The organism is Rhizobium sp. Leaf453, from assembly GCF_001425605.1.
Classification (GTDB): Bacteria; Pseudomonadota; Alphaproteobacteria; order Rhizobiales; family Rhizobiaceae; genus Pararhizobium.
The window spans coordinates 225,937-252,398 of sequence record NZ_LMRG01000030.1 but is presented as its reverse complement, the minus strand read 5'-3'; the positions used below and the strand labels follow the sequence as shown (position 1 = coordinate 252,398).

Annotated in this window: 20 protein-coding genes; 8 read left to right on the top strand and 12 right to left on the bottom strand. The window is 61.5% G+C overall.

Annotation, left to right across the window (positions count from 1 at the left end; genetic code table 11):
• Nucleotides 1–12: 12 nt before the first annotated feature.
• Nucleotides 13–2,295: a calcium-binding protein gene (locus tag ASG68_RS29020; protein ID WP_062581313.1), complete on the bottom strand. Its 2,283-nt coding sequence runs from the start codon at nucleotides 2,293–2,295 to the stop codon at nucleotides 13–15.
• 603 nt (nucleotides 2,296–2,898) lie between these two features.
• Between ASG68_RS29020 and ASG68_RS29015 the strand changes: the two genes are divergently transcribed.
• Nucleotides 2,899–3,099, top strand: a complete 201-nt coding sequence (locus ASG68_RS29015) for a hypothetical protein (protein WP_156373717.1) — start codon at nucleotides 2,899–2,901, stop codon at nucleotides 3,097–3,099.
• A gap of 151 nt (nucleotides 3,100–3,250) precedes the next feature.
• Here ASG68_RS29015 and ASG68_RS29010 read toward each other — a convergent pair whose 3' ends face one another.
• Entirely contained in the window at nucleotides 3,251–3,886 is a 636-nt protein-coding gene (locus tag ASG68_RS29010) for a LysE family translocator (protein WP_062581342.1), read from the bottom strand.
• A gap of 149 nt (nucleotides 3,887–4,035) precedes the next feature.
• Nucleotides 4,036–6,030 carry a DNA primase gene (gene dnaG / locus ASG68_RS29005; protein WP_062581340.1) on the bottom strand — a complete coding sequence of 665 codons (1,995 nt, stop codon included), beginning with the start codon at nucleotides 6,028–6,030 and terminating at the stop codon, nucleotides 4,036–4,038.
• A gap of 213 nt (nucleotides 6,031–6,243) precedes the next feature.
• Between dnaG and ASG68_RS29000 the strand changes: the two genes are divergently transcribed.
• On the top strand, nucleotides 6,244–7,131 hold the full coding sequence (locus tag ASG68_RS29000; RefSeq protein ID WP_062581310.1) for a hypothetical protein: 888 nt from the start codon (nucleotides 6,244–6,246) through the stop codon (nucleotides 7,129–7,131).
• Here ASG68_RS29000 and ASG68_RS28995 read toward each other — a convergent pair.
• Nucleotides 7,106–7,564: a GatB/YqeY domain-containing protein gene (locus tag ASG68_RS28995; RefSeq protein WP_062581309.1), complete on the bottom strand. Its 459-nt coding sequence runs from the start codon at nucleotides 7,562–7,564 to the stop codon at nucleotides 7,106–7,108. The genes ASG68_RS29000 and ASG68_RS28995 overlap by 26 nt on opposite strands.
• Nucleotides 7,565–7,834: 270 nt before the next feature.
• Here ASG68_RS28995 and carA point away from each other — a divergent pair, with 270 nt between their 5' ends.
• Nucleotides 7,835–9,040, top strand: coding sequence for a glutamine-hydrolyzing carbamoyl-phosphate synthase small subunit (gene carA / locus ASG68_RS28990; protein WP_062581338.1), 1,206 nt, complete (start codon nucleotides 7,835–7,837; stop codon nucleotides 9,038–9,040).
• 63 nt (nucleotides 9,041–9,103) lie between these two features.
• On the opposite strand, the gene ASG68_RS28985 is transcribed toward carA, so the two are convergent.
• From ASG68_RS28985 to ASG68_RS28970, 4 genes are all read right to left on the bottom strand, one after another.
• A complete protein-coding gene (locus ASG68_RS28985) occupies nucleotides 9,104–9,487 on the bottom strand; it encodes a VOC family protein (RefSeq protein WP_062610324.1) in 384 nt (127 codons plus the stop codon).
• A gap of 98 nt (nucleotides 9,488–9,585) precedes the next feature.
• Nucleotides 9,586–10,992, bottom strand: a complete 1,407-nt coding sequence (locus ASG68_RS28980; protein ID WP_062581305.1) for an MATE family efflux transporter — start codon at nucleotides 10,990–10,992, stop codon at nucleotides 9,586–9,588.
• Between the two features lie 172 nt (nucleotides 10,993–11,164).
• Nucleotides 11,165–12,421: a TCR/Tet family MFS transporter gene (locus ASG68_RS28975; RefSeq protein ID WP_062581303.1), complete on the bottom strand. Its 1,257-nt coding sequence runs from the start codon at nucleotides 12,419–12,421 to the stop codon at nucleotides 11,165–11,167.
• A 154-nt stretch (nucleotides 12,422–12,575) separates the two neighbouring features.
• On the bottom strand, nucleotides 12,576–13,475 hold the full coding sequence (locus tag ASG68_RS28970) for a LysR family transcriptional regulator (RefSeq protein WP_062581302.1): 900 nt from the start codon (nucleotides 13,473–13,475) through the stop codon (nucleotides 12,576–12,578).
• Between the two features lie 104 nt (nucleotides 13,476–13,579).
• On the opposite strand from ASG68_RS28970, the gene ASG68_RS28965 reads away from it, so the two are divergent.
• Nucleotides 13,580–14,575: an aldo/keto reductase gene (locus ASG68_RS28965; protein WP_062602487.1), complete on the top strand. Its 996-nt coding sequence runs from the start codon at nucleotides 13,580–13,582 to the stop codon at nucleotides 14,573–14,575.
• 65 nt (nucleotides 14,576–14,640) lie between these two features.
• On the opposite strand, the gene ASG68_RS28960 is transcribed toward ASG68_RS28965, so the two are convergent.
• The 3 genes from ASG68_RS28960 to ASG68_RS28950 form a co-directional block, all read right to left on the bottom strand.
• Nucleotides 14,641–14,988 carry a hypothetical protein gene (locus ASG68_RS28960; protein ID WP_062581298.1) on the bottom strand — a complete coding sequence of 116 codons (348 nt, stop codon included), beginning with the start codon at nucleotides 14,986–14,988 and terminating at the stop codon, nucleotides 14,641–14,643.
• A 108-nt stretch (nucleotides 14,989–15,096) separates the two neighbouring features.
• The gene (locus ASG68_RS28955; protein WP_062581296.1) at nucleotides 15,097–15,432 is read right to left on the bottom strand and encodes a hypothetical protein; all 336 of its coding nucleotides are present in this window, start codon (nucleotides 15,430–15,432) and stop codon (nucleotides 15,097–15,099) included.
• 244 nt (nucleotides 15,433–15,676) lie between these two features.
• Entirely contained in the window at nucleotides 15,677–16,612 is a 936-nt protein-coding gene (locus tag ASG68_RS28950; RefSeq protein ID WP_062581294.1) for a neutral zinc metallopeptidase, read from the bottom strand.
• 193 nt (nucleotides 16,613–16,805) lie between these two features.
• Here ASG68_RS28950 and ASG68_RS28945 point away from each other — a divergent pair, with 193 nt between their 5' ends.
• From ASG68_RS28945 to ASG68_RS28930, 4 genes are all read left to right on the top strand, one after another.
• Nucleotides 16,806–17,834 (top strand): zinc-dependent alcohol dehydrogenase family protein, encoded by a 1,029-nt coding sequence (locus ASG68_RS28945; protein ID WP_062581293.1) that lies wholly within the window; start codon nucleotides 16,806–16,808, stop codon nucleotides 17,832–17,834.
• Between the two features lie 75 nt (nucleotides 17,835–17,909).
• Entirely contained in the window at nucleotides 17,910–19,319 is a 1,410-nt protein-coding gene (locus ASG68_RS28940; RefSeq protein WP_062581291.1) for an adenylate/guanylate cyclase domain-containing protein, read from the top strand.
• 207 nt (nucleotides 19,320–19,526) lie between these two features.
• Nucleotides 19,527–23,015, top strand: a complete 3,489-nt coding sequence (gene carB, locus ASG68_RS28935; protein WP_062581289.1) for a carbamoyl-phosphate synthase large subunit — start codon at nucleotides 19,527–19,529, stop codon at nucleotides 23,013–23,015.
• A 387-nt stretch (nucleotides 23,016–23,402) separates the two neighbouring features.
• Nucleotides 23,403–24,947 carry an MFS transporter gene (locus ASG68_RS28930; RefSeq protein WP_062581287.1) on the top strand — a complete coding sequence of 515 codons (1,545 nt, stop codon included), beginning with the start codon at nucleotides 23,403–23,405 and terminating at the stop codon, nucleotides 24,945–24,947.
• Nucleotides 24,948–24,951: 4 nt separating this feature from the next.
• Here the strand turns inward: ASG68_RS28930 and ASG68_RS28925 are convergent, their stop codons facing one another.
• Nucleotides 24,952–26,406: an MFS transporter gene (locus tag ASG68_RS28925; RefSeq protein ID WP_082478135.1), complete on the bottom strand. Its 1,455-nt coding sequence runs from the start codon at nucleotides 26,404–26,406 to the stop codon at nucleotides 24,952–24,954.
• Nucleotides 26,407–26,462: the final 56 nt, after the last annotated feature.

Below are 26,462 nucleotides of genomic sequence, written 5' to 3'. Positions count from 1 at the left end.
TCAGCCCATCCGTCACAACACGAAGTCGGCACTGATCATCTTGAGATCCCGGTCGAGAACAATTCTCAAATCTCCAACCGCGTCGCCGTCGATATCGGCTGAAATGAAGGTATCGCCGCCGCTATTGCCATACCTCAATTCGCCGGCGACCCCATTGAAGGCAGCCGAGCCAATAAATTTAAAGGCCTGATTTCCCACGAGGTCGGTATTTGCATCAATCGGGCTGAGATTGATCCGATCGCCCTGGGTACGCGAGAAGTCATAGATCGTGTCGCGACCGCTCGCGGCAACCGTCGAGTCCGACACGTTCGAGAATATGAACTGGTCGGCTCCGACGCCGCCGCGCAGAGCGTCCGCGCCGGCACCGCCATTCAGCTTGTCAATGCCGTCGTCCCCCGAAAGACTGTCGTTTCCTGCTTCGCCGCGCAGGACATCGTCGCCCTCATGACCGTAGATGTTGTCGTTACCGCCACGGCCTTCGAGCGTGTCGACACCGGCATACCCGCGCAGGATGTTGCCCGCACTGCTGCCGATGAGGACATCGTTGAAACCACTGCCGTAAACGTTCTGGAAGTTGAGGATATCGTCACCCTGGGCATGGCCTCCAGAAGCGGTATTGGCAGTGATATCGATTTTCACACCCGCTGTGGACGTGGTGTAGTCGAGTGTGTTGACCCCCGACCCACCGTCAAGGTCGTCGCCACCGGCCCCGCCGCGAATGACGTCGTTACCGCTCGCGCCTTTCATGACATTGACACCGCTGGTGCCACGCATAATGTCGTTGAAGGTGCTACCGACGATATTTTCGAAGCCGACCATGACTTCCGTATTCGCACCCAGTTTCGCCGTTCCAGCGGCAAGATCGAAGACTGCACCACTGGCAATTGCAGCGGAAACCCAGTTGATCGTATCGCCGCTGCCGGCGCCACCATCCCATCTGTCGGAGTCGATCTGTGTCAGGACACGCAAGATATCATTGCCGGCATCGCCAAAATATTGATTGAGGCCGGAGCTGTTGCTGTCGGTGATATCGTCATTTCCCAAATGGCCGTGGACGATATCGGAATTGCCGTCGGAAACGATCGTATCATTGCCGATGGTGCCAACCTGCCAGTTGGGCTCGGGGTTATAGACAGCAGTCGAGTTGGCGAAATCGCGTGTATCGAGGATTTCCATACGTATGCCGCCGGTGGTGTCGAGAGACTGCCAGGTAACGGCGAAGCGTCCATCGCCCATGTCAACCACAGCGGGGTCGGTGCCGGCGCCCGAAAAGCTGGTGCTGCCCAGCACGGTTCCGGTTGCGCTGACATGGGTGACTTCCATGCGATCGACGCCGGCTTCATCGGCATCCAGAACGATCACGAAGCTGCCATCCGCGAGACCTGCGACAACGGACTCGTTACTGAGGTTTGTGGTGTTGCCCGAGTTGACGCCTGCTGTCCCGCTGCCAATCTCGGTCCCGCCAGCATTGAACACGCGGAAGGATATATCGGTGTCATTCACGTCGGTATCGGTATAGGAGATGACGAATCCACCGCCGGTGAGCGCGGTCACCGAAGGCTCGCTGTCACTGAAGGTGTCGCCACTCGTCCCCGAGATAAAGCTGGCAGAAAGCACGTTGGCACCAGCCGAATCGATGATCCGATAGGCGATGCGGTTGTCGCCACCGGTGAAGTCGGTGCAGGTGATGACATAGTTGCCATTGGTCAGGGCGGCCACGTCGGGCTGAGACTCATTTGCGGTAAAGGTGATGAGGCCGATCTGCGCGCCGATTGTGCCAGCCGATGGGTCAATGATGCGACCGACGATACGCGTGCCCGCGCCATCGGTGAGTGCATAAACGACCAGTGCCGACGTGCTGCTCGACACGGCCACATGCGGGTCGCGGTAGTTTGGCTGTGTTCCCGCGTTGCTATCGCTTTCGATCGTGCCATTGAAGTCAACTAAGCCGTCCGCCCCATAGATACTGAAGCGCAGGGGTGTGCCACTCGTCTCTACATCCTCATAGACACTGATGAAGCCACCTTGCGTCGTCGCAGCCGAATCTGCGTCAATCTCGCTGTCTGCGAAAAAACCTTGGTTGACGCGGATTGGCCCCCCTACGGCGACACCCATAGGATCGAAAATCTGTCCGATTATGTCTGAATCGCCGGATGCGCCAGGGCGGGCTGGATCGGAACTCGTCCAGGTGACGAGAATGTTGCCGTTTGCAAGCTGGATGATATCGGGATCGCCGACGCCGCTGGTTGTGGTGACGTTGAATTCGTCGAGCCAGGTGACAGGGATATTGGGCATGAAATTCTCCTCCAATAAAAATTATTGCGCGCGAATTTGTAATTGCGCCAAGGGATGGAATTCACGGCTGACTGATCATGCGGGATGTAAAATTCAAAATGCCATGGCGATCAGGCAGCATATTTTTCGCAAAAAATTGCAATCTCGAATTGAGAAGAAGGAAATAATCCTTCCACACCTAAAGACTTTGGACTCACAGCGTGTATAGTGCGGGAATATTGCTCAGGAAGAGATATTCGTCAATCGAGTAAAACGAAATCCATTCTTCAATAATGGAAACGATATTATTATCTCTTTGCATTAACAGGGGCTAACGTCCCTCCAATCCTTGCACGAAACTCACAGTAAAGAGCCAGGAATTTCAATTCGACAAGACGGAAAATAGTCGCTTTTCAGTTTGGCTGCCCCGGCATTGAGATCGGGAACAAACCATACCGCTTGGATCTATGGCAGCGGCGAGGGTTTGCAAGGAGGCATTTTGCGCCATCCGAATGCTGCACTGCGAGAATGCGGTTACCGCGTCGAAGGGCACGATTTGCAACGGCATATGAAAATTACGACGCACCCGCAGGCGCGCTTCATGACCTGTTGAGCCCGGTGGCGGTGAGCTTCGATGACGACATCATTGCCGCATCGCAGACCATCATCGGCCAGGTCCATGCGCTCGACAGCCTTGGGCAGCGCGGGCCCATCCTATCCTTCAACGTTTCGCCCGGCCCGACAAAAAAATGCTGGTGCTACCGCAATATCAAATTCGGCTATCAGGCGATACCGGGCCTTACCAGAAGGGCGGCGCCTATGTGAAACCGCCGAAAGCGAAGCAGTCCATCGATGTCTATTATCTGGAGTGGATTGGTCCGACGCGGGACAATCAGATGGCGTGATGCGGGGAGATTCGGGAAACGGTTAACTCACCATCTCCCAGCGGCGAAAACACCGTCTGCAACGCTGACGATCAGGCACTCGCCCGCCGGTAAAAAGCCAGTGAACCGGCCAGGGCCAGAAGGGCGCCGCCACAAATGCGGTCGAGCCACAACGCGCCGGATTTTTTCAGCACACGAACTGCCTGCGAGCCGAGCGACGCGTACCCGAACATGATGCAAAAATCGATCGTGGCAAAGACCAGCGCGAGCAAAGCATATTGCGGCATCTGAGGCTGCGAAAGCACGATGAACTGCGGCAGGAATGCCGAGAAGAATAGATAGCCCTTGGGATTGGTCACGGCGACCAGAAAGCTTTTCAGGAAGATCGCACGCGCCGAACCCGAGCTGCCCTCAACAGTCCCTTGCAGCGTTTCGTTGAGCGTCCCCTTGGAACGCAGCAGCATAATGCCTAGGAAGGCAAGGTAGCCGGCGCCAATCCACTTGACGACGGAAAACCAGAATTCGGATGCGGCCAGCAGTGCGCCGAGCCCGAGTGCCACGGCGCCAATCAGCACGAAATCGGACAGCACGGCTCCGACCATGCCGACAAACGCACGCCGCACACCGAAACGGGAGCCGTTGGTCAGCGCCAGAAGCACCGTCGGCCCGGGCGTGGCGATGCCGATGAAAGAGACGAATGCGAAAGCCAGCAGTGTCATTTCGGTCAAGGCGATCTCCTCCAACCAGCGGTTCGCCGCCGATCATCGCATGACCTTTGCAATTCAGGGGAATGAAGGCAAGGGGAGAGAACGTTCGATGACGATTGGTCCAGACCGCGCACCACCCGGTCACAACGCCATCAGATGGCGAAGAACGACTACTTCCCCGCCGGCCCCTTCACCCGGCCCGACAGAACGCCGAACCCGTCGATGATGGCTTCCTGGTTTTCCAGCCGCGTCACCTCGAGCTGGACTTCCTGCAGGTTGCGCAGGATCTGGCTGACGGCGTCGTCGTCGCCCTCTTCGGTGGCGTGGGCAAGTTCGGTTTCGAGTTCGCGGCGCTGCCAGAGGAGCGCCTTGGTGCGCTGGTGCAGGGCAAGCGCCTGAAGGTAGCCTTCGCGGGCGTCCTCGGGGGCCGCGGCGGTGGTGGCGGTCCAGAGGCGGGCGAAGCGGATCTGCTGGTCGAGCGCTTTCAGAAGCGGATCGAAACCCTCGGCCTGCAACTGTTCCAGCAGGTTTTCGCGCGACAGGCGCGGCCCCTTGGCAGCTGCGGCGTTGAGTACGGCCGACCAGAAGCGCTGCAGGTCGCGATTGTCGTATTCGATCGCGGAAATCTCGTCATACTCGGCAAACAGCAGATGCGGATGGTTGACGATGGTCAGCGCCAGCACGCTTTCGCGCAGCGGCGGCAGGCCCTGGCTGCCGGTGACCATGGAGGAGCGGGCGAGCCGGTCGGAAATACCGCCACGCTCGGCCATCCGGCCACCCGCCTGTCCGCCACGACCGCCACCCTGCCCGCCGCGATTGCCGCCACGCGGGGTGCGATCGAAACCGCGCTGGTTGTTCTGCTGACGCGACGCGCCCTGGAAGAACTGGTTGAGCCGGTCGCGGATATCCTGGCCGTAATGGCGGCGGACGTTCTCGTCGGCGATGACCGAGACGACCTGCTTCAGCGTCGCCTCCATCTGGGCGCGGGCTTCCGGTGTCTCGAAACTGCCGGCCTGCGCCTCGCGCAACCAGACCATTTCCGACAGCGAGCGGGCGGACGACATGACCTTGTCGAAGGGAGCGCGGCCTTCGTTGCGAACGAGATCGTCGGGGTCCTTGCCATCCGGCAGCATGGCGAAACGGACAGAGTAACCGGGCTTCAGGTGCGGCAGGGCCAGATCGACGGCCCGGTTGGCGGCGCGAATGCCGGCGCCGTCACCATCGAAGCAGAGGACCGGCTGTTGCGTCAGTTTCCAGAGCAGCGCCATCTGGTTTTCGGTCAGCGCCGTGCCGAGCGGCGCGACGGCATTTTCGACGCCCGCCTGATGCAGAGCGATGACATCCATATAGCCTTCGACGGCAATGATCGTCCCTGCCCCGTCGGCACCCGACATGGCCCTGCGCGCGCGGGAGAAATTGTAGAGCACATTGCCCTTGTGGAAGAGCTCGGTCTCGTTTGAATTGAGATATTTGGCCGGTGCATCCGGCGACATGGCGCGGCCACCAAAGGCGATGACCTTTTCGCGCGATGACAGGATGGGGAACATGATGCGGTCGCGGAAGCGATCGTAGGAAACCGGAATATCGGGACCATGGACGACGAGGCCGCAGGCCTCGATCTGATCCTTGGCGATGCCCTTTCCGGCCAGATGCTCCTTCAGCGCGTTGCGGCTATCGGGCGCATAACCGAGGCGAAAGGTCTCGATGGTGCGGCCGGTCAGGCCCCGGTCGCGCAGATAGGCGCGCGCCTTGGCGCCGTTGGCGGTCTGCAACTGCGTCTCGAAGAACTGCGTCGCAAGTTCCATGACATCCTGCAGGCCGATGCGCTGGCGGTCCCGCTTTTCCGCCTCGACATCCGGCTGGGGCATGGCGACACCAGCGAGATCGGCGATCTGCTGCACGGCCTCCGGAAAGGCCATGCCGTCGAGTTCGGTGAGAAAGCGGAAATGATCGCCGGACACGCCGCAGCCGAAGCAGTGATAGCGGCCTTTGCGGTCTTCGCAATGGAAACTCGGCGACTTCTCGCCGTGGAACGGGCAGCAGGCCCAGTAGTCGCCGCGCGAGGCATTGGTCTTCTTGCGATCCCAGGGGACGCGCCGGCCGATCACGTCCGAAATGGGGACGCGGTCGCGGATCTCGTCAAGGAAGCTGTTGGAAAATCGCATGAATACCTCTGGTGTGGCCTCCATATAGGCAGCAATCGCCGGCCGCGCCAGCAAGGGTATCGATCATACCCGCAATTCACAGGCCGCCGGCCGGATGACAACCAGATCGAGGGCGCACGCAACGTGCGGACATGACATATTTCTTGAATAAAATGTTGATAGCAAACGTATAGAAAGGCAATGAAGTGTTCATGGCCTTTTCGGATTCCCGCGATGATGTTTTCTGCGAACGAGCTTGCTTCCAACACCACCTTCTTCGACGCCATGCGGGTTTATGCGCGGCAGATGACCGCCATGTTCGCAGAAAACCCGCGGCTTTCCTCGATCTTCGCCTCACAGCAACGCTGGCTGATGGCGCAGTTGGGACTGTGCCTGCATTACGGCCGCGACCCAGCAGATCCGACAACTTCGCTCTATGCAGGGCGCTTCGTCGCCAGAGCGATGGATTACCGAATCGCCAGCCGCAACACGGCGGCCGCCTTCGTTCAGGAAATGATGGCCTATCGTTTCCTGCGCGCCAGCGACAACCCGCCTGATAATCGCATGCGGCCGCTGGAGCCGACCGAAATCGCCATCGAAACGGTGGTGAAATGGCTCTATGCCCACCTTGCTATCCTCGACACGCTGGATGGCGGCAACCGGGCGATCTGCCTGACGGAAAATCCGGCGCTGTTCACGAAACTGCAGCCGATCATCGCCACCGGCATCCTGGAAAATCACAGCGTCCGCAATCCCGGCGAGACGTTCAACCTGTTCACCTGGGCCAACTCAGGCGGCGTGGTGATGGACTATTTCATCTCGATGATCACCGACTTCGATCCCGACGCGCCGCGCACGGTGATCGGGCCGATCTCATCGGCGGAAGTCTGCCAGTCCTACATGATTTCCAAGACGCATCTGAAGCGGCTGATGAGCAAGGCCGGCGAAATGGGCAGCGTCGCCTTCGAGACGATCGACCGGCGCAACATGCTGTGGCTGTCGCAGGGCTTCATTCGCGAATACTGGAATTACCAGGCGGAAAAATTCGCGATCATCGACGCGGCCTTCCACCGGGAGGCCGCGCCGGCATCAACGCTCAGGCAGCTGTCAGCAGTTCCTTGAGGACGGACGAGGCCTTGGCGAAGTCCATCTGTCCGGCGTAACGCTCCTTCAGCACCGCCATCACCTTGCCCATGTCCTTCAGACCGCTGGCACCGGCTTCAGTAATTGCAGCCGCAATATTGGCGCGGATATCGGCTTCGCTCAGTTGCGCCGGCATGAAAGCCTTGACGACATCGATTTCGGCGCGCTCCTTGGCGGCAAGCTCCGGACGAGCATTGTCCTCGTAGATCTTTGCCGATTCCTCGCGCTGCTTGACCATCTTGGCGAGGATCTGCAGGATTTCGTCGTCGCTGGCATCACCCTTGCCGGCGGTGCGATTGGCGATGTCACGGGTCTTGATCTCGGCCTGGACGAGCCGAACGGTGGAAAGCCGGGCCGCGTCCTTCGATTTCATCGCATCCTTGAGGGCGGCAGCGAGTTGATCGCGTATCATTGTTCTTACTCCTGTTTGATGGCGCTTCATAAACCAGCCGTGCAACGGGGAGCAAATGAATTGCGCAAAAACTGCAGCAAAAGGCCGATCCATGCGCCTTCAAGATTGACCTCGCCCCAAGCTGCGGTTAATGACCGTCACCTGCACCAACATCGTGACCAGGCCTGACAGCGCGCGCCCATCGCCCGCATCTGCCCGCCTGCGAACCAAAACGGCCGGACGGCATTTTCACGAATGTCCGTCGCACGCCGCCTGAACGGGATGAAGACAATGACCGCGACAGCCCCCTGGACCACAGCAAAACCAACCGCCCTGCTCGTTCTTGCCGACGGCACCGTCATCGAGGGCAAGGGCATCGGCGCCACCGGCAAGGTGCAGGCCGAAGTGGTCTTCAACACGGCGCTGACCGGCTACGAAGAGATCATGACCGACCCCTCCTATCTCGGCCAGATCGTCACCTTCACCTTCCCGCATATCGGCAATATCGGCGCCAATGACGAAGACATCGAGGACCTGACGCCGGCAGCCCGCCACGGTGCGGTCGGCGTCATCTTCAAGGCCGATATCACCGACCCGTCGAGCTACCGCGCTGCCAAGCATCTCGATGCCTGGCTGAAGGCACGCGGAGTCATCGGGCTCTGCGGCATCGACACGCGGGCCCTGACCGCCTGGATCCGCGAGAACGGCGCGCCGAACGCAGTGATCGCCCACGACCCGAACGGCGTCTTCGACATCGACGCGCTGAAGACCGAAGCCAAGGCCTGGAGTGGCCTCGAAGGCCTCGACCTCGCCAAGGTCGCCTCCTCCGGCCAGTCCTCGCGCTGGAGCGAAAAGCCCTGGGTCTGGAACGAAGGCTTCGACGAACTCGCCGACGCCGACACGACGCACCATGTCGTGGCGCTCGACTATGGCGTCAAGCGCAACATCCTGCGCCTGTTCACCGGTCTCGGCTGCAAGGTCACGGTCATGCCGGCAACGACTTCGGCCGAAGAGGTTCTGGCCCAGAAGCCGGACGGCATCTTCCTGTCGAACGGCCCGGGCGACCCGGCCGCGACCGGCGAATATGCTGTCCCGGTCATCCAGGACCTGATCAAGAGCGATATTCCGCTGTTCGGCATCTGCCTTGGCCACCAGATGCTCGGCCTGGCGCTCGGCGCCAAGACCGAGAAGATGCACCAGGGCCACCACGGCGCCAATCATCCGGTGAAGGATCACACGACCGGCAAGGTCGAGATCGTTTCGATGAACCACGGCTTCGCGGTGGATTCGAAGTCCCTGCCGGAAGGCGTTGAAGAGACTCACGTTTCGCTGTTCGACGGTACCAATTGCGGTCTGCGCGTCACCGGCAAGCCGGTCTTCTCCGTCCAGCATCACCCGGAAGCCTCGCCCGGCCCGCAGGACAGCCACTACCTCTTCCGCCGCTTCATCAACCTGGTGCGCGAGAAGAAGGGCGAACCGGCACTGGCCGAGCGCTGAGATTTCACGACAGGAATACCAAAAAGCCCCGGCTATCCAGATGGATAGGCCGGGGCTTTTGATTCAACCGTTGAAGACGATGGCCAGCTTGTTGCCGGCGGGATCGCGCAGATAGGCCGAATACCAATCCGGGCCATATTGCGGACGCGGACCGGGAGCCGCCTCGTCACTGCCGCCGTTCTTCAAGGCCGCATCGTAGAAGGCATCGACCTCGGCGTGGGACTTCGCCATGAAGCCGATCATCGTGCCATTACCGGGGACTGCGGGTTCGCTGTTGAAGGGTTCGCAGACCCAAAGGACGAAGCCCTGCCCGCTGCCACCGAGCGAATAGCCGCGCCAGCCCGGATAGGTCGCATGCGCGTCCCAGCCGATCGTCGTCAGGGCCGCATCGTAGAAACGCACCGACTTATCGTGGTCCAGTGCTCCAACCGTTGCATAAGCGCTCATGTCATCCTCCGTTTGCTGAGCAAAACCTTATGGAAGACGAAAGAACATATCAAGAACAAAATTGAGTGATTGCAGCGACGCCCCACGGGCGCCGCTGTTTATGCCGGCAGCGCCAGCAGCTTCCTTTCCCGCGACAGGAAGCGGAAGAAGCGCCAGGTGAGCGAGATGCTGGCGGCGGAAAGGCCAAGCACGAAGCCATACCAGACGCCGACGCCACCGAGACCGGCATGGAAGGCGAGAAGGTAGGCCGCAACGAAACCGATCGCCCAATAGGAGAGCAGCGACAGGATCATCGGTACCGTCGTATCCTTCAGGCCGCGCAGCATGCCGGCGGCAAGCGCCTGCACGCCATCGGCGAGCTGGAACACACCGGCAATGACGATCAGCGGGCCGGCATAGGCCAGAACCTGTGCCGCATCCGGGCGGCGCGTATCGAGATAAAGCGCTGCCAGCTCGTGCGAAAACAGGGCGAAGACGGCGCTGCCGATCAAGGCAAAACCGCAGCCGATGACGAGAACCGCGATCGCCGCCCGCTTGATGCCTTCCGCATCGCGGCGACCATGGGCAAGACCGATGCGAACGGTCGCGACCTGGGCGAGACCGAGCGGCACCATGAAGGCGATGGAGGCGAACTGCAGCGCGATCCCGTGGGCGGCAAGCTCGACAGTGCCGATCATCCCCATCAGCAGCGAGGCCACCGTGAACAGGCTGACCTCGGCCAGGATGGTGATCGCGATTGGCAGGCCGAGTTTCACTACATCCTTCAGCACCGGCCAATCCGGCCGCCAGAAGCGCACGAAGATCTCATATTCCCGCGTTTTCGGCTGGGCTTGAATATAGACATAGAGCAGCACGAAGCTCAGCGTATTGACGGCGAGCGCGGAAATGGCGGCACCGACGATGCCGAGCGCCGGCGCGCCGAAATGGCCGTAGATGAAGATGTAGCAGAGCAGCGCATTGGACAGCAGCACGATGATCGTCACATAGAGGATGACGCCGGCCCGTTCGAGCGAACTCAGGAAACCGCGCAGGACCATGAACAGCAGCGCCGGGAACATGCCCCACATGGCAACACGCAGATAATGGCCGGCAAGTTCGGCCACTTCGGGTTGCTGGCGCATCAGCTTCAGAACGGACTCCGCATGCCACAGCAGCGGCATCGTGAAAACGCCGTAGCCGAGCACGGCCCACATGCCCATGCGCACGGCGCGGCGAACGGCGACCCGGTCCCCCCGGCCTTCCGCCTGGGCGACGATCGGCACGACGGCATTGGCGAAGCCGGAACCGAAGATGAAAACGGTGAAGAACATCTGTGCGGCCAGCACCATGGCGGCGAGTTCGGTCGTGCCGAGACGGCCGACCATTAGCACGTCTGTGGCATGGATGGCGAACTGCGCCAGTTGCGCTCCGACGAAGGGCACGCCGAGCAAGATGCTTGCGCGATAATGGGCAGGCCAGGAATTATCGGTGCGAACGGCCGCCTGATTTGGGGTCGATGTCAGCATGATGAAATGGAGCCTTTGGCTTCGTCGCAGCCAGTATGGGCCGCACGACGGAAGAGACCGAAATAGATGAACCGTCCATAAAGCACCAGCAACAAAGGCCAAAATGCTTATTTTTTCATCTAAACATCACAAAGTTTGATCGTTTCATGATCAACGAGGAGTGGTCGGCGGGTCAGGCCGACTGTGCTGCCCCATCCGGGTCTTCGCTGACCGACGAGACCGGCCGCAGCTTGACAATATAGATGCCGATCGCCAGCATCACGAAGATGCCGCCCAGCAGATAGGGAGCGCCGGCAAAGACGACGGGTGCTTCCGGCGCGGTGAAGGTGCTGAACATCTGCGAAAATATCAGCGGACCGACAATGGTGGTGAAGCTGGAAATGCTCGACAGCGCGCCTTGAAGCTCGCCCTGCGCCGATGGCGGCACCTTGGCGGACGCAATACTGCGAAGCGGTGGATCGGCCAGCGCTTCGAGGCAGGTGACGAGAATGACGGCGTAGACCATCCAGCCCTGGAACGAGAAGGCATAGCCGAACAGCCCAAGCCCGGTGAAGATCAGGCCGACCGCGCCGGTCTTCCATTCGCCGAGGAGCGGGATGATGCGCGGCAGCACGACCGCCATGACCAGCGCGCCGCAGACGCCGAAAATGCCGAGCGACAGGCCGATCTGCCCCTCGCTCCAATTGTAGCGATAGGACGAGACGAAGGACCAGACGGCGGGATAGACCGCGTGCGCCTGCCAGAACAGGAAGAACACCAGCAGCACCCAGCCGATGCCGGGATAGTTGCGCATCTGTTTCAGCGCGCCCAGCGGATTGGCGCGACGCCATTCGAAACGGCGGCGATTGTGGCTCTCCAGCGTTTCCGGCAATAGGAACCAGGCGACGAGGAAGTTGGCAAAGGACAGGGCGGCGGCGCCATAGAAGGGAATACGTGGACCGAACTCACCGAGCAGGCCGCCCAGCACCGGCCCGAGCGCAAAGCCTGTGCCGAAGGCGATGCCGATCAGGCCGAAATTCTTGGCACGGTTGCTGTCATCGCTGACATCGGCGATGTAGGCCGCCGCCGTCGAGAAACTGGCGCCGCTGATACCGGCAAGCACCCGCCCGACGAACAGCATCCAGTAGCTGACCGCCAGTGCGCAGATGAGATTGTCGAGCGCGAAGGTCAGCACCGAGGCGAGCAGGATCGGCCGGCGGCCGAAGCGATCCGACAGGTTGCCGATCAGCGGCGCGAACAGGAACTGCATGCCGGAATAGACCAGAAGCAGCCAGCCGCCATCGACCGCCGCCTCACTGATCGTGTCGCCCGTCAGTTCCTTCAGATAGCTCGGCAGCACCGGCACGATGATGGCGATGCCCATGATATCGAGGAACAGAATGATGAAAACCAGAACGAGGCCGCGCCGCGCTGACTTCGGATCGATCATCGAACGCACCTCTCAACAGCATCGGCTTCAAACGGATACAGAACGCGAACGCGGACTGGCAAAGGCTGTTTATCGAAAAAATTGGATGGAAACAATACGTGAACATTTCAATGTTCTTGATGAGTGCTTCTGGAACATTGATCGGGCATTGAGGTCATGTTCTCGGCCGGCTCTTGATGAAGTCGATAAAGGCGCGCAGCGGCGGCGGCATGTGATGGCGGCTGGCGTAATAGAGATAGGGACCGGGAAATTCCGGCGCCCAGTCCTGCAGGATGGGCACCAATCCGCCCGTCTCGATGGCCGGTGCCAGAAACTCCTCGAAGGTGGCGATGATGCCGAGACCGGCAACGGCGGCGCTGATTTCCAGTTCCAGCGTGTTGGCGGTAATGCGGGCTTGCGGCGAGATGCGCACCACCTCGTTGCCGCGCTCATATTCCCAGGACGAGACCCGGCCGCTGGCGAAGCGGTGTCGTATGCAGACATGGTCGAGGATATCGCGCGGATGGCGCGGTTCGCCGTGGGCGAGCAGATAGGCCGGCGACGCAGCGGTGACAAAGCGCTGGCGGCGCGGGCCGATCGGCACGGCGATCATATCCTTTTCCAGCCGCTCGTCGTAGCGCACGCCCGCATCGAAGCCGGCGGCGAGCACATCGATGAAACTGTCGTCGCCGATCACTTCCAAGGTGATGCCGGGATAGGCCTTGAGAAAATCCGCGACGATATCCGGCAGCACGACCTTGGCGACGACGGTGGCAACGTTGAGACGCAGCGTGCCGGTAGCACTATCGCGAAAACTTCCGATCTGGTCGAGCGCCGAGGCGACCTCACCCAAGGCCGGCGACAGTCGCTCCATCAACTGTTCGCCCGCCTCCGTCAGCGTGACGCTGCGGGTGGTGCGATTGAGCAGGCGAACGCCAAGCCGTTCCTCCAGCCGCCGCAAGGCTTCGCTGAGCGAGGAGGCGGACACCTGTCGCTTGCGCGCGGCGGCGCGAAAATTGCGCTCGCGCGCCACGGCCATGAAGGCATCGAGATCGGCAAGCGGCAGATCGGTCATTGTACGATTTTCCAAACAGCTTGTGCATATCGATCATGATTATCGCACAAAGCGTTTCGCGGTAAAACCGGCTCATCGGAATTTACCGCAACAGGAAACGTGTCATGAAATATATTCAACTCGGCAAGACAGGCCCCTCGGTCTCGACCCTCGGCCTCGGCTGCATGGGCATGTCCGGCATGTATGGGCCATCGGATCGCGCAGAGGGCATCGCCACCATTCACGCGGCGCTGGAGGCTGGTGTCAACCTGTTCGACACCGGCGACTTCTACGGCATGGGGCATAACGAAATGCTGATCGGCGAAGCGCTGAAGGGCGTTGCCCGCGACAAGGCCATCATCAGCGTCAAGACGGGCGCCTTGCGCGACCGCGATGGCGGCTTCAACGGCATCGACAACCGTCCGGCGGCGCTGAAGAATTTCATTGCCTACACGCTGCAGCGGCTGGGCGTCGACTATATCGACATCTACCGCCCTGCCCGGCTCGATCCGAACGTGCCGATCGAGGACACGGTCGGCGCCATCGCCGACATGATCAAGGCGGGTTATGTCCGGCATATCGGCCTGTCGGAAGTCGGCGCGGACACCATCCGCCGTGCGGCGGCGGTCCATCCGATAGCCGATCTGCAGATCGAATATTCGCTGATCTCGCGTGGCATCGAGGATACGATCCTGCCGACCTGCCGGGAACTCGGCATCGGCATCACCGCCTATGGTGTTCTGTCTCGCGGCCTGATCAGCGGCCATTGGCAAAAGGGCCAGGGACAGAGCAAGGGCGATTTCCGCGCCTACAGCCCGCGCTTCCAGGGCGAGAATATCGACACGAACCTGGCGCTGGTCGATGCGCTTCGCACCATTGCCGGCGCCAAGGGTGTTTCAGTCGCCCAGATCGCCATTGCGTGGGTAGCGGCGCAGGGCAGCGATATCATTCCGCTGGTCGGTGCCCGCAAGGTCGAGCGGCTGGAGGAGGCGCTGGGATCACAAAACGTCCAGCTTACGGGAGGCGATCTATCCGCCATCGAAGCGGCGATCCCGAAGAATGCCGCTGCCGGCGGGCGCTATCCGGAAGCGATGCTGGCGCATATGGACAGCGAGAAATAACAGAAAAACGCCCCCGCAGGGAGAGGCTCCGGGCGCTGCCTGGAGCCTCTCCCTGCGCAAGCAATTCACTCGACATAGACGATCTTGCCGCCGTTGAAGGCTGTCTGCACGCCAATCACCCGATAGGCGGGAATGCCACGTTTCTGCAGGGCAGCGCGAATATTCGGGACATTGCGGATTTCCGCTTGCCCTTTTGCCCGCGTCTGAGCTGATGGGAAGCGGTAGGTCCGTGGCACGTCATCAATCTCGTCCGGACCAACATAATCGCGGACATAGATGACAGTGACCCGGGGACCGGTGCTCGCATCGCGGCTGGTGCGCGCTTTCTGCGCATAGGCCGTGCCTGTCGCAAGACCGGCTCCAACAGGAGCCATGAGGGCGGCCGCAAGCACAAGCGCGAGAAACTTCTTCATGGTCATTCTCCCCAAATCACAGCGGCCTTCGATTCAGATGCCGGGTCGGCCGGGCGGCGAAACACGTTCAGTTTTCATCTCATAGAGTCATGCCGACGACCCGCGCCGTCATCGCGCATAGATGACCTTGCCGCCATTTAGCGCGGTCTGGATGGCAAGGACGTTGTGCGGCTGGATCTTGCGGCGCTCGAGCGAGGCGCGGATCACCGGATTGGACGCGATCTCGCTCTGGGCGCGGGCCCGCATCTCGGCGGAGGGGCGGCGGTAGATCACCGGAACATTGTCGTCATTGTGATAGCTCGACCGCACGAAGATGACGGCGATGCCGCGCTCGGACGGATGACCGAACAGGATGGTCGCGAGTGTTTCGGTCGCTCCCGCGGGCGCCGCGGCAGACAGACTCAGCGTGGCCGCTACGATGGCGAGGGAAATGGATTTCAACATGGCACCTTCCTTTACCGGCCCCCGGAGCAATCGGCCCGAGGGCGAAAACCTGACCGGCGCGCCGAGGCATGCAGCCAGTCATCAAGAAAGATATAGTTCGTTTTATGGGCTTTGCGACCGCTGCGGCGAGACCGAAACGAAATTTTTCCGGACACGACCTATGCGCGTCCTTTTTGACACAAAATCGCCCGCGCGGCGATCGACTGGCGCGGGCGAAAAATCACGGCTTAAACGTCGGCTGGGCTCAGATATTGCCCTTGAACGTATCGCAAGCCGAAAGCTTGCCGCTTTCGAAGCCCCGCTTGAACCAGGTTGCGCGCTGGGCGGATGTGCCGTGGTTGAAGCTTTCGGGAACGACATAGCCCTGGGTGCGCTTCTGCAGGGTATCGTCGCCGATCTGGGTCGCGGCGTTCAGTGCTTCCTCCAGGTCCCCCTGCTCGAGCAGGCCCTTCTGCTCGGTATACTTGCCCCAGATGCCCGCAAAGCAATCCGCCTGCAGTTCAACGCGCACGGACAGCTGGTTGGATTCAGCCTCGCTCACCTGCTGACGCTGCTGATTGACCTTTGGCAGGATGCCGAGCAGGTTCTGGACGTGGTGGCCGACCTCATGCGCGATGACATAGGCTTCGGCGAAATCGCCGGCCGCGTCAAACTTCTGCGCCAGTTCGTCGAAGAAGGCCATGTCAAGATAGACCTTGTGATCGCCCGGGCAATAGAACGGACCGGTCGCAGACGAGGCCATGCCGCAGGCGGAATTGATGCCGTCGCGGAACAGAACCAGCTTCGGCTCCTCGTAGGTTTCGCCGCTGGCCTGGAAGATACCGTTCCAGGTGTCTTCTGTTTCAGCCAGCACCGTCGAGACGAAGGCCTTGGTTTCCTCCTCCTGGGCGGAGCCCTGCGGGGACGATCCCTGCGTCTGCTCATACCCGGATGGCGATCCTCCCTGGCCGCCGTCGAGCACCTGCAGCATGTCGATACCCATCATCTTCAGGACAAAATAAATGACCACGAGGAAGATGATCGTGCCGATGCTCATGCCGCCGCCACGACCGCCACCGCCGGTCGGGATGCGGAAACCGCCGCCGCGACCGAACGGATTTCCGCCAAGACCACCCCGGACGGGACCGGATCCGCGCTGATCCTCGATATTGCCCGATTGGCGCCGGCCCTTCCATTCCATGGTGCGATCTCCCGTCTTCTGCATTCTCATATGGCCGACCGGCCTGCATTGGAGACCATATAACGCGCCAGAGACGATTTTGTGCAAGACCAAAACGACAAAGTTCAACCACACGCAGAAATTTCATGCAGCCGTTGGCAGCAGGCGATTGCGCATGCAACAATGACCACGCTTGTTTTGGGAGGAACGGTACATGAAGGCCATGCGTCTGGAATCGATCGGCAATCTGTTCGTGCGCGAGGTGGACACGCCCGTTCCCGGCCCCGGTGACCTTCTGGTGCGGGTCGAGGCCTGCGGCATCTGCGGCACGGATCGCCACCTGCTGCACGGTGAATTTCCCTCGACGCCGCCGGTGACGCTCGGCCATGAATTTTCCGGCATCGTCGAGGCCGTCGGCGCTGACGTGCAGGGCTTCACGCTCGGTGCCCGCATTACCGGCGATCCCAACATTTCCTGCGGCCGTTGCCCGCAATGCCAGGCCGGGCGCATCAATCTCTGCCGCAATCTGAAGGCCATCGGCATCAGCCGTGACGGCGGTTTCGCCGATTATGTCATCGTTCCGCAAAAGCAGGCCTTCGAGATTCCACTGTCGCTCGATCCGCGCTTCGGCGCCTTCTGCGAGCCGCTCGCCTGCTGCCTGCACGGTATCGACATGGCCGAGATCAAGGCGGGCTCCTCCGTCGTCGTGCTCGGCGGCGGCGTCATCGGGCTTCTAACCGTGCAACTGGCGCGGCTTGCCGGCGCAACCACGGTCATTCTCTCGACGCGGCAAGAGGCCAAGCGGAAGCTGGCGGAACGATTGGGCGCCACGGGAAGCGTCGACCCATCCGCCGGCGACATCGTTGCCGAGATGACCGGACCGGACGGGCTGGTGCCGGGCGGTGTTGACGTGGTGATCGAATGTGCCGGAGTCGCCGAGACAGTCGAGCAATCGACGCGGCTCGCCAAGGCCGGAGGCACCGTGGTGATCCTTGGCGTGATGGCGCAGGGGGACAAGGTATCGATCGAACCGTTCGATATACTCTTCCGGGAGCTTCGGGTGTTGGGATCGTTCATCAACCCCCATACCCACCGCCGCGCCGCCGATCTGGTGGCCTCGGGACGGATCAATGTCGAGGCGCTGATCTCGCGGGAAATCGCGCTGGACGACGCGCCGGAGGTCATCCGAAATCCGCCGGCTCCGGGCGAAGTGAAGGTGCTGGTGGTGGCCGGAAAAAGCTAGGAAATCCGGCCAGCGACGCCAAGCATCACGCAAAACTAATATGCTGAAATTTCGGATTTGGTGTAGAGTGCCGATATGAGTGAAGCCCAGTCTTTGTTCGCGGTGCTGCTCCAATCGGCAAAGCCCGATATCGTCGATGCCATCGAGCGGCTCGTGCATGAGGCACCCGACCGCAAGCTCGGACGCGTCAACGCGCTCGCTTTCGCCGCCAGTCATGGGCTCGACGACGAGGATGCGATCAACGCCTTTCTGCATGCATCGCGGCTCGGCTTGTTCGATATGTCCTGGAACATCCTCTGTCCGGGCTGCGGCGGCGTGCTCGATGCCAATACGTCGCTTAAAACCGTGCAGAGTGACCAATATACCTGCGCGCTTTGTGCCGCCGGTTACGAGCCGACGCTGGACGAGATGGTTGAAGTGACCTTCACCGTCAGTCCCCGCATCCGTCATATAGCGGCGCACAATCCCCACGAACTGCCGCCGACAGAGTATTTTCGCCAGATCTACTGGGGCTCCGGCGTCGACATGCCGGAAGACGATTACCAGGAAAACGTCGACGAGTTCATGCTCGAGGCACTCGAACTGCCGGCCGGGGAAAAGGCAGTCATATCGCTGCAACTGCCGGAGGGTTTCATCATCGTCTTCGAGCCGGTGACGCACGCCGCGCAGTTCATCGACGTGAAGGGCCCGCCGACCAAAGAGCGGACGCCGCTGACGCTGGTCTTCGATCGCGGTCACCAGCATCGCGAAACGCTGGAAATGCGGCCCGGCCCGGTGCGCATCACCGTCGAGAACCACACCGCCGGCCGCACCCTGCCCTCCGTCTGCATCGCCAACGACGCGCTGCATGACCTACTGGGCAAACGCCGCCCGTTCCTGACCGCCAAGCGCGTGCTCTCCAACCAGACCTTCCGCGACATCTATCGCACCGACACGCTGGGCGTCGACCAGCGACTGAAGATCACCAGCCTGACCTTTCTCTTCACCGACCTACGCGGCTCGACCGAACTTTATGAACGAGTCGGCGATCTCGCCGCTTTCGACCTAGTGAAGACCCATTTCGGCATCCTGCACGAGATCGTCAGCGCCGAGGCCGGCGCGGTGGTGAAGACCATCGGCGACGCAGTCATGGCGACTTTTCCGACGCCCGACCGGGCCGTTGTCGCGGCGATGCGGATGCGCGAGGCGATGCGCAACCTCAACGAAGATCGCGGCAATGAAGACCTGCTCTTGAAGATCGGCATCCATGAAGGACCGTGCATTGCGGTCAGCCTGAACGAGCGGCAGGATTATTTCGGCCAGACCGTCAACATCGCCTCCCGCGTCCAGCACCTTGCGACATCCCACGAGATCTTCGCCACACGATCCGTGCTCGACAACCCAGGTGCCTCGCGCGTGCTGGCCGCCTCAGGCCTGATGCCGACATCGCATCCCGTTGCGCTGAGGGGGATTACCGATCAGATCAATATTTTCACGATTCCCTGAGCGCCTTGACGGATGAGCCGACCACAACGGAAGACTGCTCCTGAACTCTGCAACTTTCCTGTCCATTGTCGCATTTTCGGGGTTCCGCTCGCTCTCACATTTCCCTATAAGCCGCTTCTAGCCTGAAAAGACCAATGATGCGCGCAACCGGCCGGTGATCTCCCACCCTGCCGGCTTTTCGCGCAGCCGGAAAAGCGGATAGAACCCATGCCAAAGCGCCAAGACATCAAATCGATCCTCATCATCGGTGCGGGACCGATTGTCATCGGCCAGGCCTGCGAGTTCGACTATTCCGGCACCCAGGCGTGCAAGGCGCTGAAGGAAGAGGGTTACCGGGTCATCCTGGTCAACTCAAACCCGGCGACGATCATGACCGACCCTGATATGGCGGATGCGACCTATGTCGAGCCGATCACGCCGGAAGTCGTCGCCAAGATCATCGCCAAGGAACGCCCTGATGCGCTGCTGCCGACCATGGGCGGCCAGACGGCGCTGAACACGGCACTTTCGCTGAAGCGCATGGGCGTTCTCGACCGCTACAATGTCGAGATGATCGGCGCGAAGCCTGCGGCGATCGACATGGCCGAAGACCGCGCCCTGTTCCGCGAAGCCATGGACCGCATCGGGCTCGAAACGCCGAAGTCACTGCTGGCCAACGCCACCGAAATCAAGGATGCCGACCGCAAGGTGCATGTCGCCGAGCGCGAAAAGCTGAAGGCGTCGCTGTCAGGCGAAGCCCTCGACAAGGCTCTGGACGATCTGGAAAACCAGTGGAACCTCGGCGAGACCGACCGCAAGCAGCGCTATATGAGCCACGCCATGGCGATCGGCGCGCAGGCGCTCGACACGATCGGCTTGCCGGCCATCATCCGCCCGTCCTTCACCATGGGCGGCACCGGCGGCGGCATTGCCTACAACCGCTCCGAGTTCTTCGAGATCGTCAATTCCGGTCTCGATGCCTCGCCGACCACCGAAGTGCTGATCGAGGAATCGGTGCTCGGCTGGAAGGAATACGAGATGGAAGTGGTTCGCGACACCGCGGACAACTGCATCATCATCTGCTCGATCGAAAACATCGACCCGATGGGCGTCCATACGGGCGACTCGATCACCGTCGCGCCGGCTTTGACGCTGACCGACAAGGAATACCAAATCATGCGCAACGCCTCGATCGCGGTGCTGCGCGAGATCGGCGTCGAAACCGGCGGTTCGAACGTGCAGTTCGCCGTCAACCCGGCCAATGGTCGCCTCGTCGTCATCGAAATGAACCCGCGCGTGTCGCGCTCCTCGGCTCTGGCATCGAAGGCCACCGGCTTCCCGATCGCCAAGATCGCCGCCAAGCTCGCGGTCGGCTATACGCTCGACGAACTCGACAACGATATTACCGGCGGCGCGACGCCTGCCTCGTTCGAACCGTCGATCGACTATGTCGTCACCAAGATCCCCCGTTTCGCCTTCGAAAAGTTCCCGGGCGCCGGCACGACGCTGACGACGGCGATGAAGTCGGTCGGCGAGGTCATGGCGATCGGCCGCACCTTCGCGGAATCGCTGCAGAAGGCGCTGCGCGGCCTTGAAACCGGCCTGACCGGTCTCGACGAGATCGAGATCCCGGGCCTCGAAGGGGCCGGCGACAACCACAATGCGATCCGCGCCGCGATCGGTACACCGACGCCGGACCGCCTGCGCATGGTCGCCCAGGCACTGCGCATGGGCATGTCGGAAGCCGACGTGCATGACGGCTCGAAGATCGATCCCTGGTTCATCGCCCAGTTCAAGGCGATCGTCGACATGGAAGCGCGCGTGCGCGAGCACGGTCTGCCGGCCGACGCCGAAAACCTGCGCATGCTGAAGGCCATGGGCTTCTCGGACGCTCGCCTTGCCACGCTCTCCAAGAGCCGCCCGAAGGAAGTGGCTGAACTGCGCAACAAGCTGAATGTGCGGCCGGTCTACAAGCGCATCGACACCTGCGCCGCCGAATTCGCCTCGCCGACGGCCTACATGTATTCGACCTACGAGACGCCCTTCAACGGCGCAGCACGCTCGGAAGCGCAGATTTCCGACCGCAAGAAGGTCGTCATCCTCGGTGGCGGTCCGAACCGGATCGGCCAGGGCATCGAGTTCGACTACTGCTGCTGCCATGCCGCCTTCGCACTGAAGGATGCCGGCTATGAGGCGATCATGGTCAACTGCAACCCGGAAACCGTCTCGACCGACTACGACACCTCCGACCGTCTCTATTTCGAGCCGCTGACGGCAGAAGACGTGATCGAGATCCTGCGCGCCGAACAGGAAAACGGTACGCTGCACGGCGTCATCGTCCAGTTCGGCGGCCAGACCCCTCTGAAGCTCGCCGAAGCGCTGGAAAAGAACGGCATCCCGATCCTCGGCACCGCGCCTGACATGATCGACCTCGCCGAAGACCGTGACCGCTTCCAGAAGCTTTTGATGAAGCTGGACCTCAACCAGCCGAACAATGGCATCGCCTACTCGGTCGAGCAGGCCCGGCTCGTGGCTTCGGAAATCGGCTTCCCGCTGGTCGTGCGCCCGTCCTACGTTCTCGGCGGCCGCGCCATGCAGATCATCCATTCGGAATCGATGCTGCAGACCTATCTGCTCGACACCGTTCCGGAACTGGTGCCGGAAGACATCAAGCAGCGCTACCCGAACGACAAGACCGGCCAGATCAACACGCTGCTCGGCAAGAACCCGCTGCTGTTCGACAGCTACCTGACCAACGCTGTCGAAGTCGACGTCGATGCGCTGTGCGATGGCGAGACGGTGTTCGTTTCCGGCATCATGGAGCATATCGAGGAAGCCGGCATCCATTCCGGCGACAGTGCCTGCTCGCTGCCGGTCTACACGCTGTCGGACGACATCGTCGATGAACTGGAGCGCCAGACAAAGGCCATGGCCAAGGCACTGAATGTCGGCGGCCTGATGAACGTACAATACGCCATCAAGGACGGCACGATCTACGTGCTCGAAGTCAACCCGCGCGCATCCCGCACAGTGCCCTTCGTCGCCAAGACCATCGGCGCACCGATCGCCAAGATCGCCGCCCGCATCATGGCCGGCGAGAAGCTGGATGAGGCGGTTTCGGCCTATGGCAAGAAGCCCGATCCGCGCAACCTCAAGCACATCGCCGTCAAGGAAGCCGTCTTCCCGTTCGCCCGCTTCCCCGGCGTCGACATCCTGCTCGGGCCGGAAATGCGCTCGACCGGTGAAGTCATCGGCCTCGACACCGATTTTGCGCTCGCCTTTGCCAAGGCGCAGCTCGGCGCCGGCGTCGACCTTCCGCGCGAAGGCACCGTCTTTGTCTCGGTCCGCGACGACGACAAGGAGCGCGTCCTGCCGGCCATCCGCATCCTGACCGATATCGGCTTCAAGGTGATGGCAACCGGCGGCACCGCCCGCTTCCTCGCCGAAAAGGGCATCCAGTCGATCAAGATCAACAAGGTGCAGGAAGGCCGTCCGCATATCGAGGACGCCATCCGCAACCGTCAGGTCCACCTCGTCATCAACACGACCGACAGTTCCAAGGCGATCTCGGACTCGAAATCGCTGCGCCGCGCGACGCTGATGCAGAAGGTGCCCTACTACACGACCATGGCGGGCGCCGAAGCCGCAGCCCGGGCGATCCAGGCGCTGAAGGCCGGAAGCCTCGAGGTCCGGACGCTGCAGAGCTACTTCGCGTAATCTCCCGAGGGCGCCCATGAGGCGCCCTCGACATTTCTGACACAGTCTTTTCTGATGATTTGAAGGTTGTTTCGGACGTTCTACGGTTGCCATTTCCTCCGTCATGCCTGTGCTCGTCACAGGCATCCAGTCACCGCGTGTCCGCGCGGTGAGAGAACCAGTCAACCTTTAAAGAGTCTTTTGACCCGACGGACGTCGGGTCGCTGGATCCCCGCCACAAGGGCGAGGAAGACGGAGTGTGGGGGTTCGCTGTCGTCCGATCACAAGCTTCCGGATTTGTCGGTAGTCTGAAGCGTGCCCATGAGGCGCCCTCTTCTCTTTCCCGCGAGCATTGCCATCTTCTGCCCTGCAGACCAAAGTGCGCCTGCATGATTTGGGAGATGGACGATGGAACAGACGGTGGAGACGACGGGCGAACGCGCCGGGCGGCGCGAATGGGTCGGGCTTTACGTTCTGTCGATTGCCTGCCTCGTCTATTCCATGGACCTGTCGGTGCTCTTCCTCGCCATGCCGGCAATCGTCACGGATCTTGATCCGAGCCCTTCGGAACTCCTGTGGATCAACGATATCTATGGCTTCATGGTCGCCGGTTTCCTCGTGACCATGGGCACGCTCGGAGACCGGGTCGGGCGTCGCAAGGTGCTGCTCGCCGGAGCCTTCGCCTTCGGGATCGCCTCGGCACTCGCCGCCTTTTCTTCGACGGCGCAGCAACTCATCGCCTCGCGCGCGCTGCTCGGGATTGCCGGCGCCACCGTCGCACCCTCGACGCTGTCGCTGATCGTCAATCTGTTCAAGGATGAGGGTGAGCGCAATCGCGCAATCGGCATCTGGGGCACGGCCTTCGCGCTCGGCGGACTGGTCGGGCCGTTGCTCGGCGGATTCCTGCTGCAATATTTCCATTGGGGATCGGTGTTCATCATCAACATCCCCGTCATGGCGGCCCTGCTTATCATCGGGCCGCTGCTGCTGCCGGAATACAAGAACGACGATGGCGGCAGTCTCGATCTTGTCAGCGTCGTGCTGTCGTTGGCAACCGTCCTGCCGATCATCTACGGCTTCAAGCATCTGGCAGCTTACGGGTTCGGAATGGATCAGCCGGTGGCGGTCGCGATCGGCCTCGTCTTTGGTTATGTCTTCGTTAGGCGGCAAAAGACGCTCGAGCATCCGCTGATCGACCTGCAGCTCTTCCGCATTCCCGCCTTTGTTGCCTCGCTTGCCGTCAACCTCGCCGGGGTCTTTTTCATTTTCGGCGTCTTCCTCTACCAGAACCTGTTTCTTCAGCTCGTTGGAGGCCTGTCGCCTCTCGAAGCGGCGATCTGGTCGATCCCCTCCTCGCTCGTCTTCACCGTGATGTCGCTGCAGTCCTATCGCTTTACCGGCAGGCTTGGCCCGATCCGGACGGTGCTGATGGGGCTGGTCATCAATGCAGTCGGCTCCGCCGCCATGGCGATCGCCGCCTATCACGAAACGGTTGTGGGCGTGCTTGCCGCCAGCATGATCCTTGCCCTGGGCTTCGTGCCGGTCATCCTGACGACGACCGGCCTGATCGTCGGCACTGCGCCGCCGGAACGGGCGGGCTCCGCCTCGGCACTTTCGGAAACCAGCGCCGAATTCGGCGGTGCGCTAGGTATCGCCGTGCTCGGAAGCCTCGGAACGCTGATCTACCGCGTGATGATGACGGGCGTCGATCTCTCTGGCCTTTCGCCGCAGCAGGCGGAAGCCGCTTCGGCAACGCTGGCAGGCGCCGTCGAGACGGCAAAGGCGCTGGGGCCGGACGCGCCAGTCTGGCTCGATCCCGCCCGCAGCGCCTTCTCGCTCGGCTTTGCCGTGTGCTGCGCGGTCGCGGCCGTCACGCTGCTGCTGCTCGCGTTCATCGCCAAGCGCATCTACGCCCGCGCCCACCTGGATGAAAGCGCGCTGACGGCGCATTGAGTGGTCAGAGCCTATCTTCCGCTCTGGCTAGGCGCACGGTCCGAAAACCGAACCAGATGGCACTCAGCGACAGGATGGCGGACACCGAAAACACGACGAGCATGGCGTGGCGGATGGTCTCCGGCGCTGCGGCCTCGGCAAAGCCGCTGGCATTGGCGACAAAGCCCCAGACGGCCGCGCCGATCGCGTAACCGGCGGATTGCAGCGTCGGCAGCATGGCCGAAGTGCGATCCCGCTCAACATCGCTGGACACATCCATCATCAACTGGCTGAGCGTACCCCAGCAGATGCCGAAAGCGCTGCCGATCAGGGCCTGCGCCAGTGGAACGAGCCAGATGAGGCCAGTCCAGAGCGCCACCACCAATACCGCAAGACCGACCGCCAGGAGAACGGGACCAGCCTGTGTGATGCGATTGCGCAGGCCATGCGACGGGATCGAGGCGACACCGATCGCGACAAGGCTCCAGAAGATCGCCATGACGGCCGACAGGCCGCCGGCAGCCATTGGTCCGAGGCCCCACAGATGCTGCAGGCTGTAGACGATGAAGACTGCGCCAACGGACTGGAATAGCGGCATGAGGAAGACGACCCACAGACCGGTGCCGAGTGAGCGATGGAACGAGAAGGCGGCCGATGGCAGTACCGGCGAGAGGGAACGGCGATCGAGCCGCACCGAGACAACCAGAATAAGCGCGGCAATGGTGAGGAACAGCATCTGCAGCCCGGCGAGTTCCATGGCGGCGGACACGGAGATCAGCAGGATGCCGCAACCGGCAGCGGCCAGTCGCAGGAAAGGTATCGGCCTGCTTGCGGAAGGTGCTGCCCCTGCGCGCGGTACGATGACGAGAACCAGCAGGCAGAACAGGGCCGCCGCCGGTACGCTGATGAAGAAGGCGGCGCGCCAGGAGATATGTTCCGTCAATCCGCCGGCGACCAGCGGTCCGGCAAAGGCAGCACTTGCCCAGACGATCGCCTCGGCGCCAAACACCTTGGGAACGAGGCGCGACGGGAAAAGCTCGGGGATCAGCGCATAGCAAAGTGCGGCGACGACACCCTCCCCCGCGCCCTGCAGCAAACGCCCGACCAGGACCTGCGGCATGGCGGTGGCAGTCACGGCGAGCATCGTTCCAACGACAAAGAGGGCGGCGGCCGCCAGTAGCGTCAAACGTGCGCCAAAACGCTGCTTGAGGTTGGCCGCCGTCATGCCACCGATAATGGCAAAGACCAGATAGAAGGTGATCGCCCAGGACAGCAACGCCGCACCGCCGAGTTCCTCGACAGCCGTCGGCAAGGCCGTGGAGATGAAGAACTCGTTGAAGGCAAACAGCGCAACCCCGAGGCAGAGCGTGATCGTCGAGGCGAGATAGCGGGGTTTGAGAAGTTCGCTCCACCGGCCTGCGATTTCAGCGGTCGTATCGTTCATGGGGTCATCTGCGTAAATCATGTTGTCCGTCGTCATGCTTCCGTCTCCATCAGGGAAGCACGACTGTTACAACCTCAAGCGCTGTTGAGGTA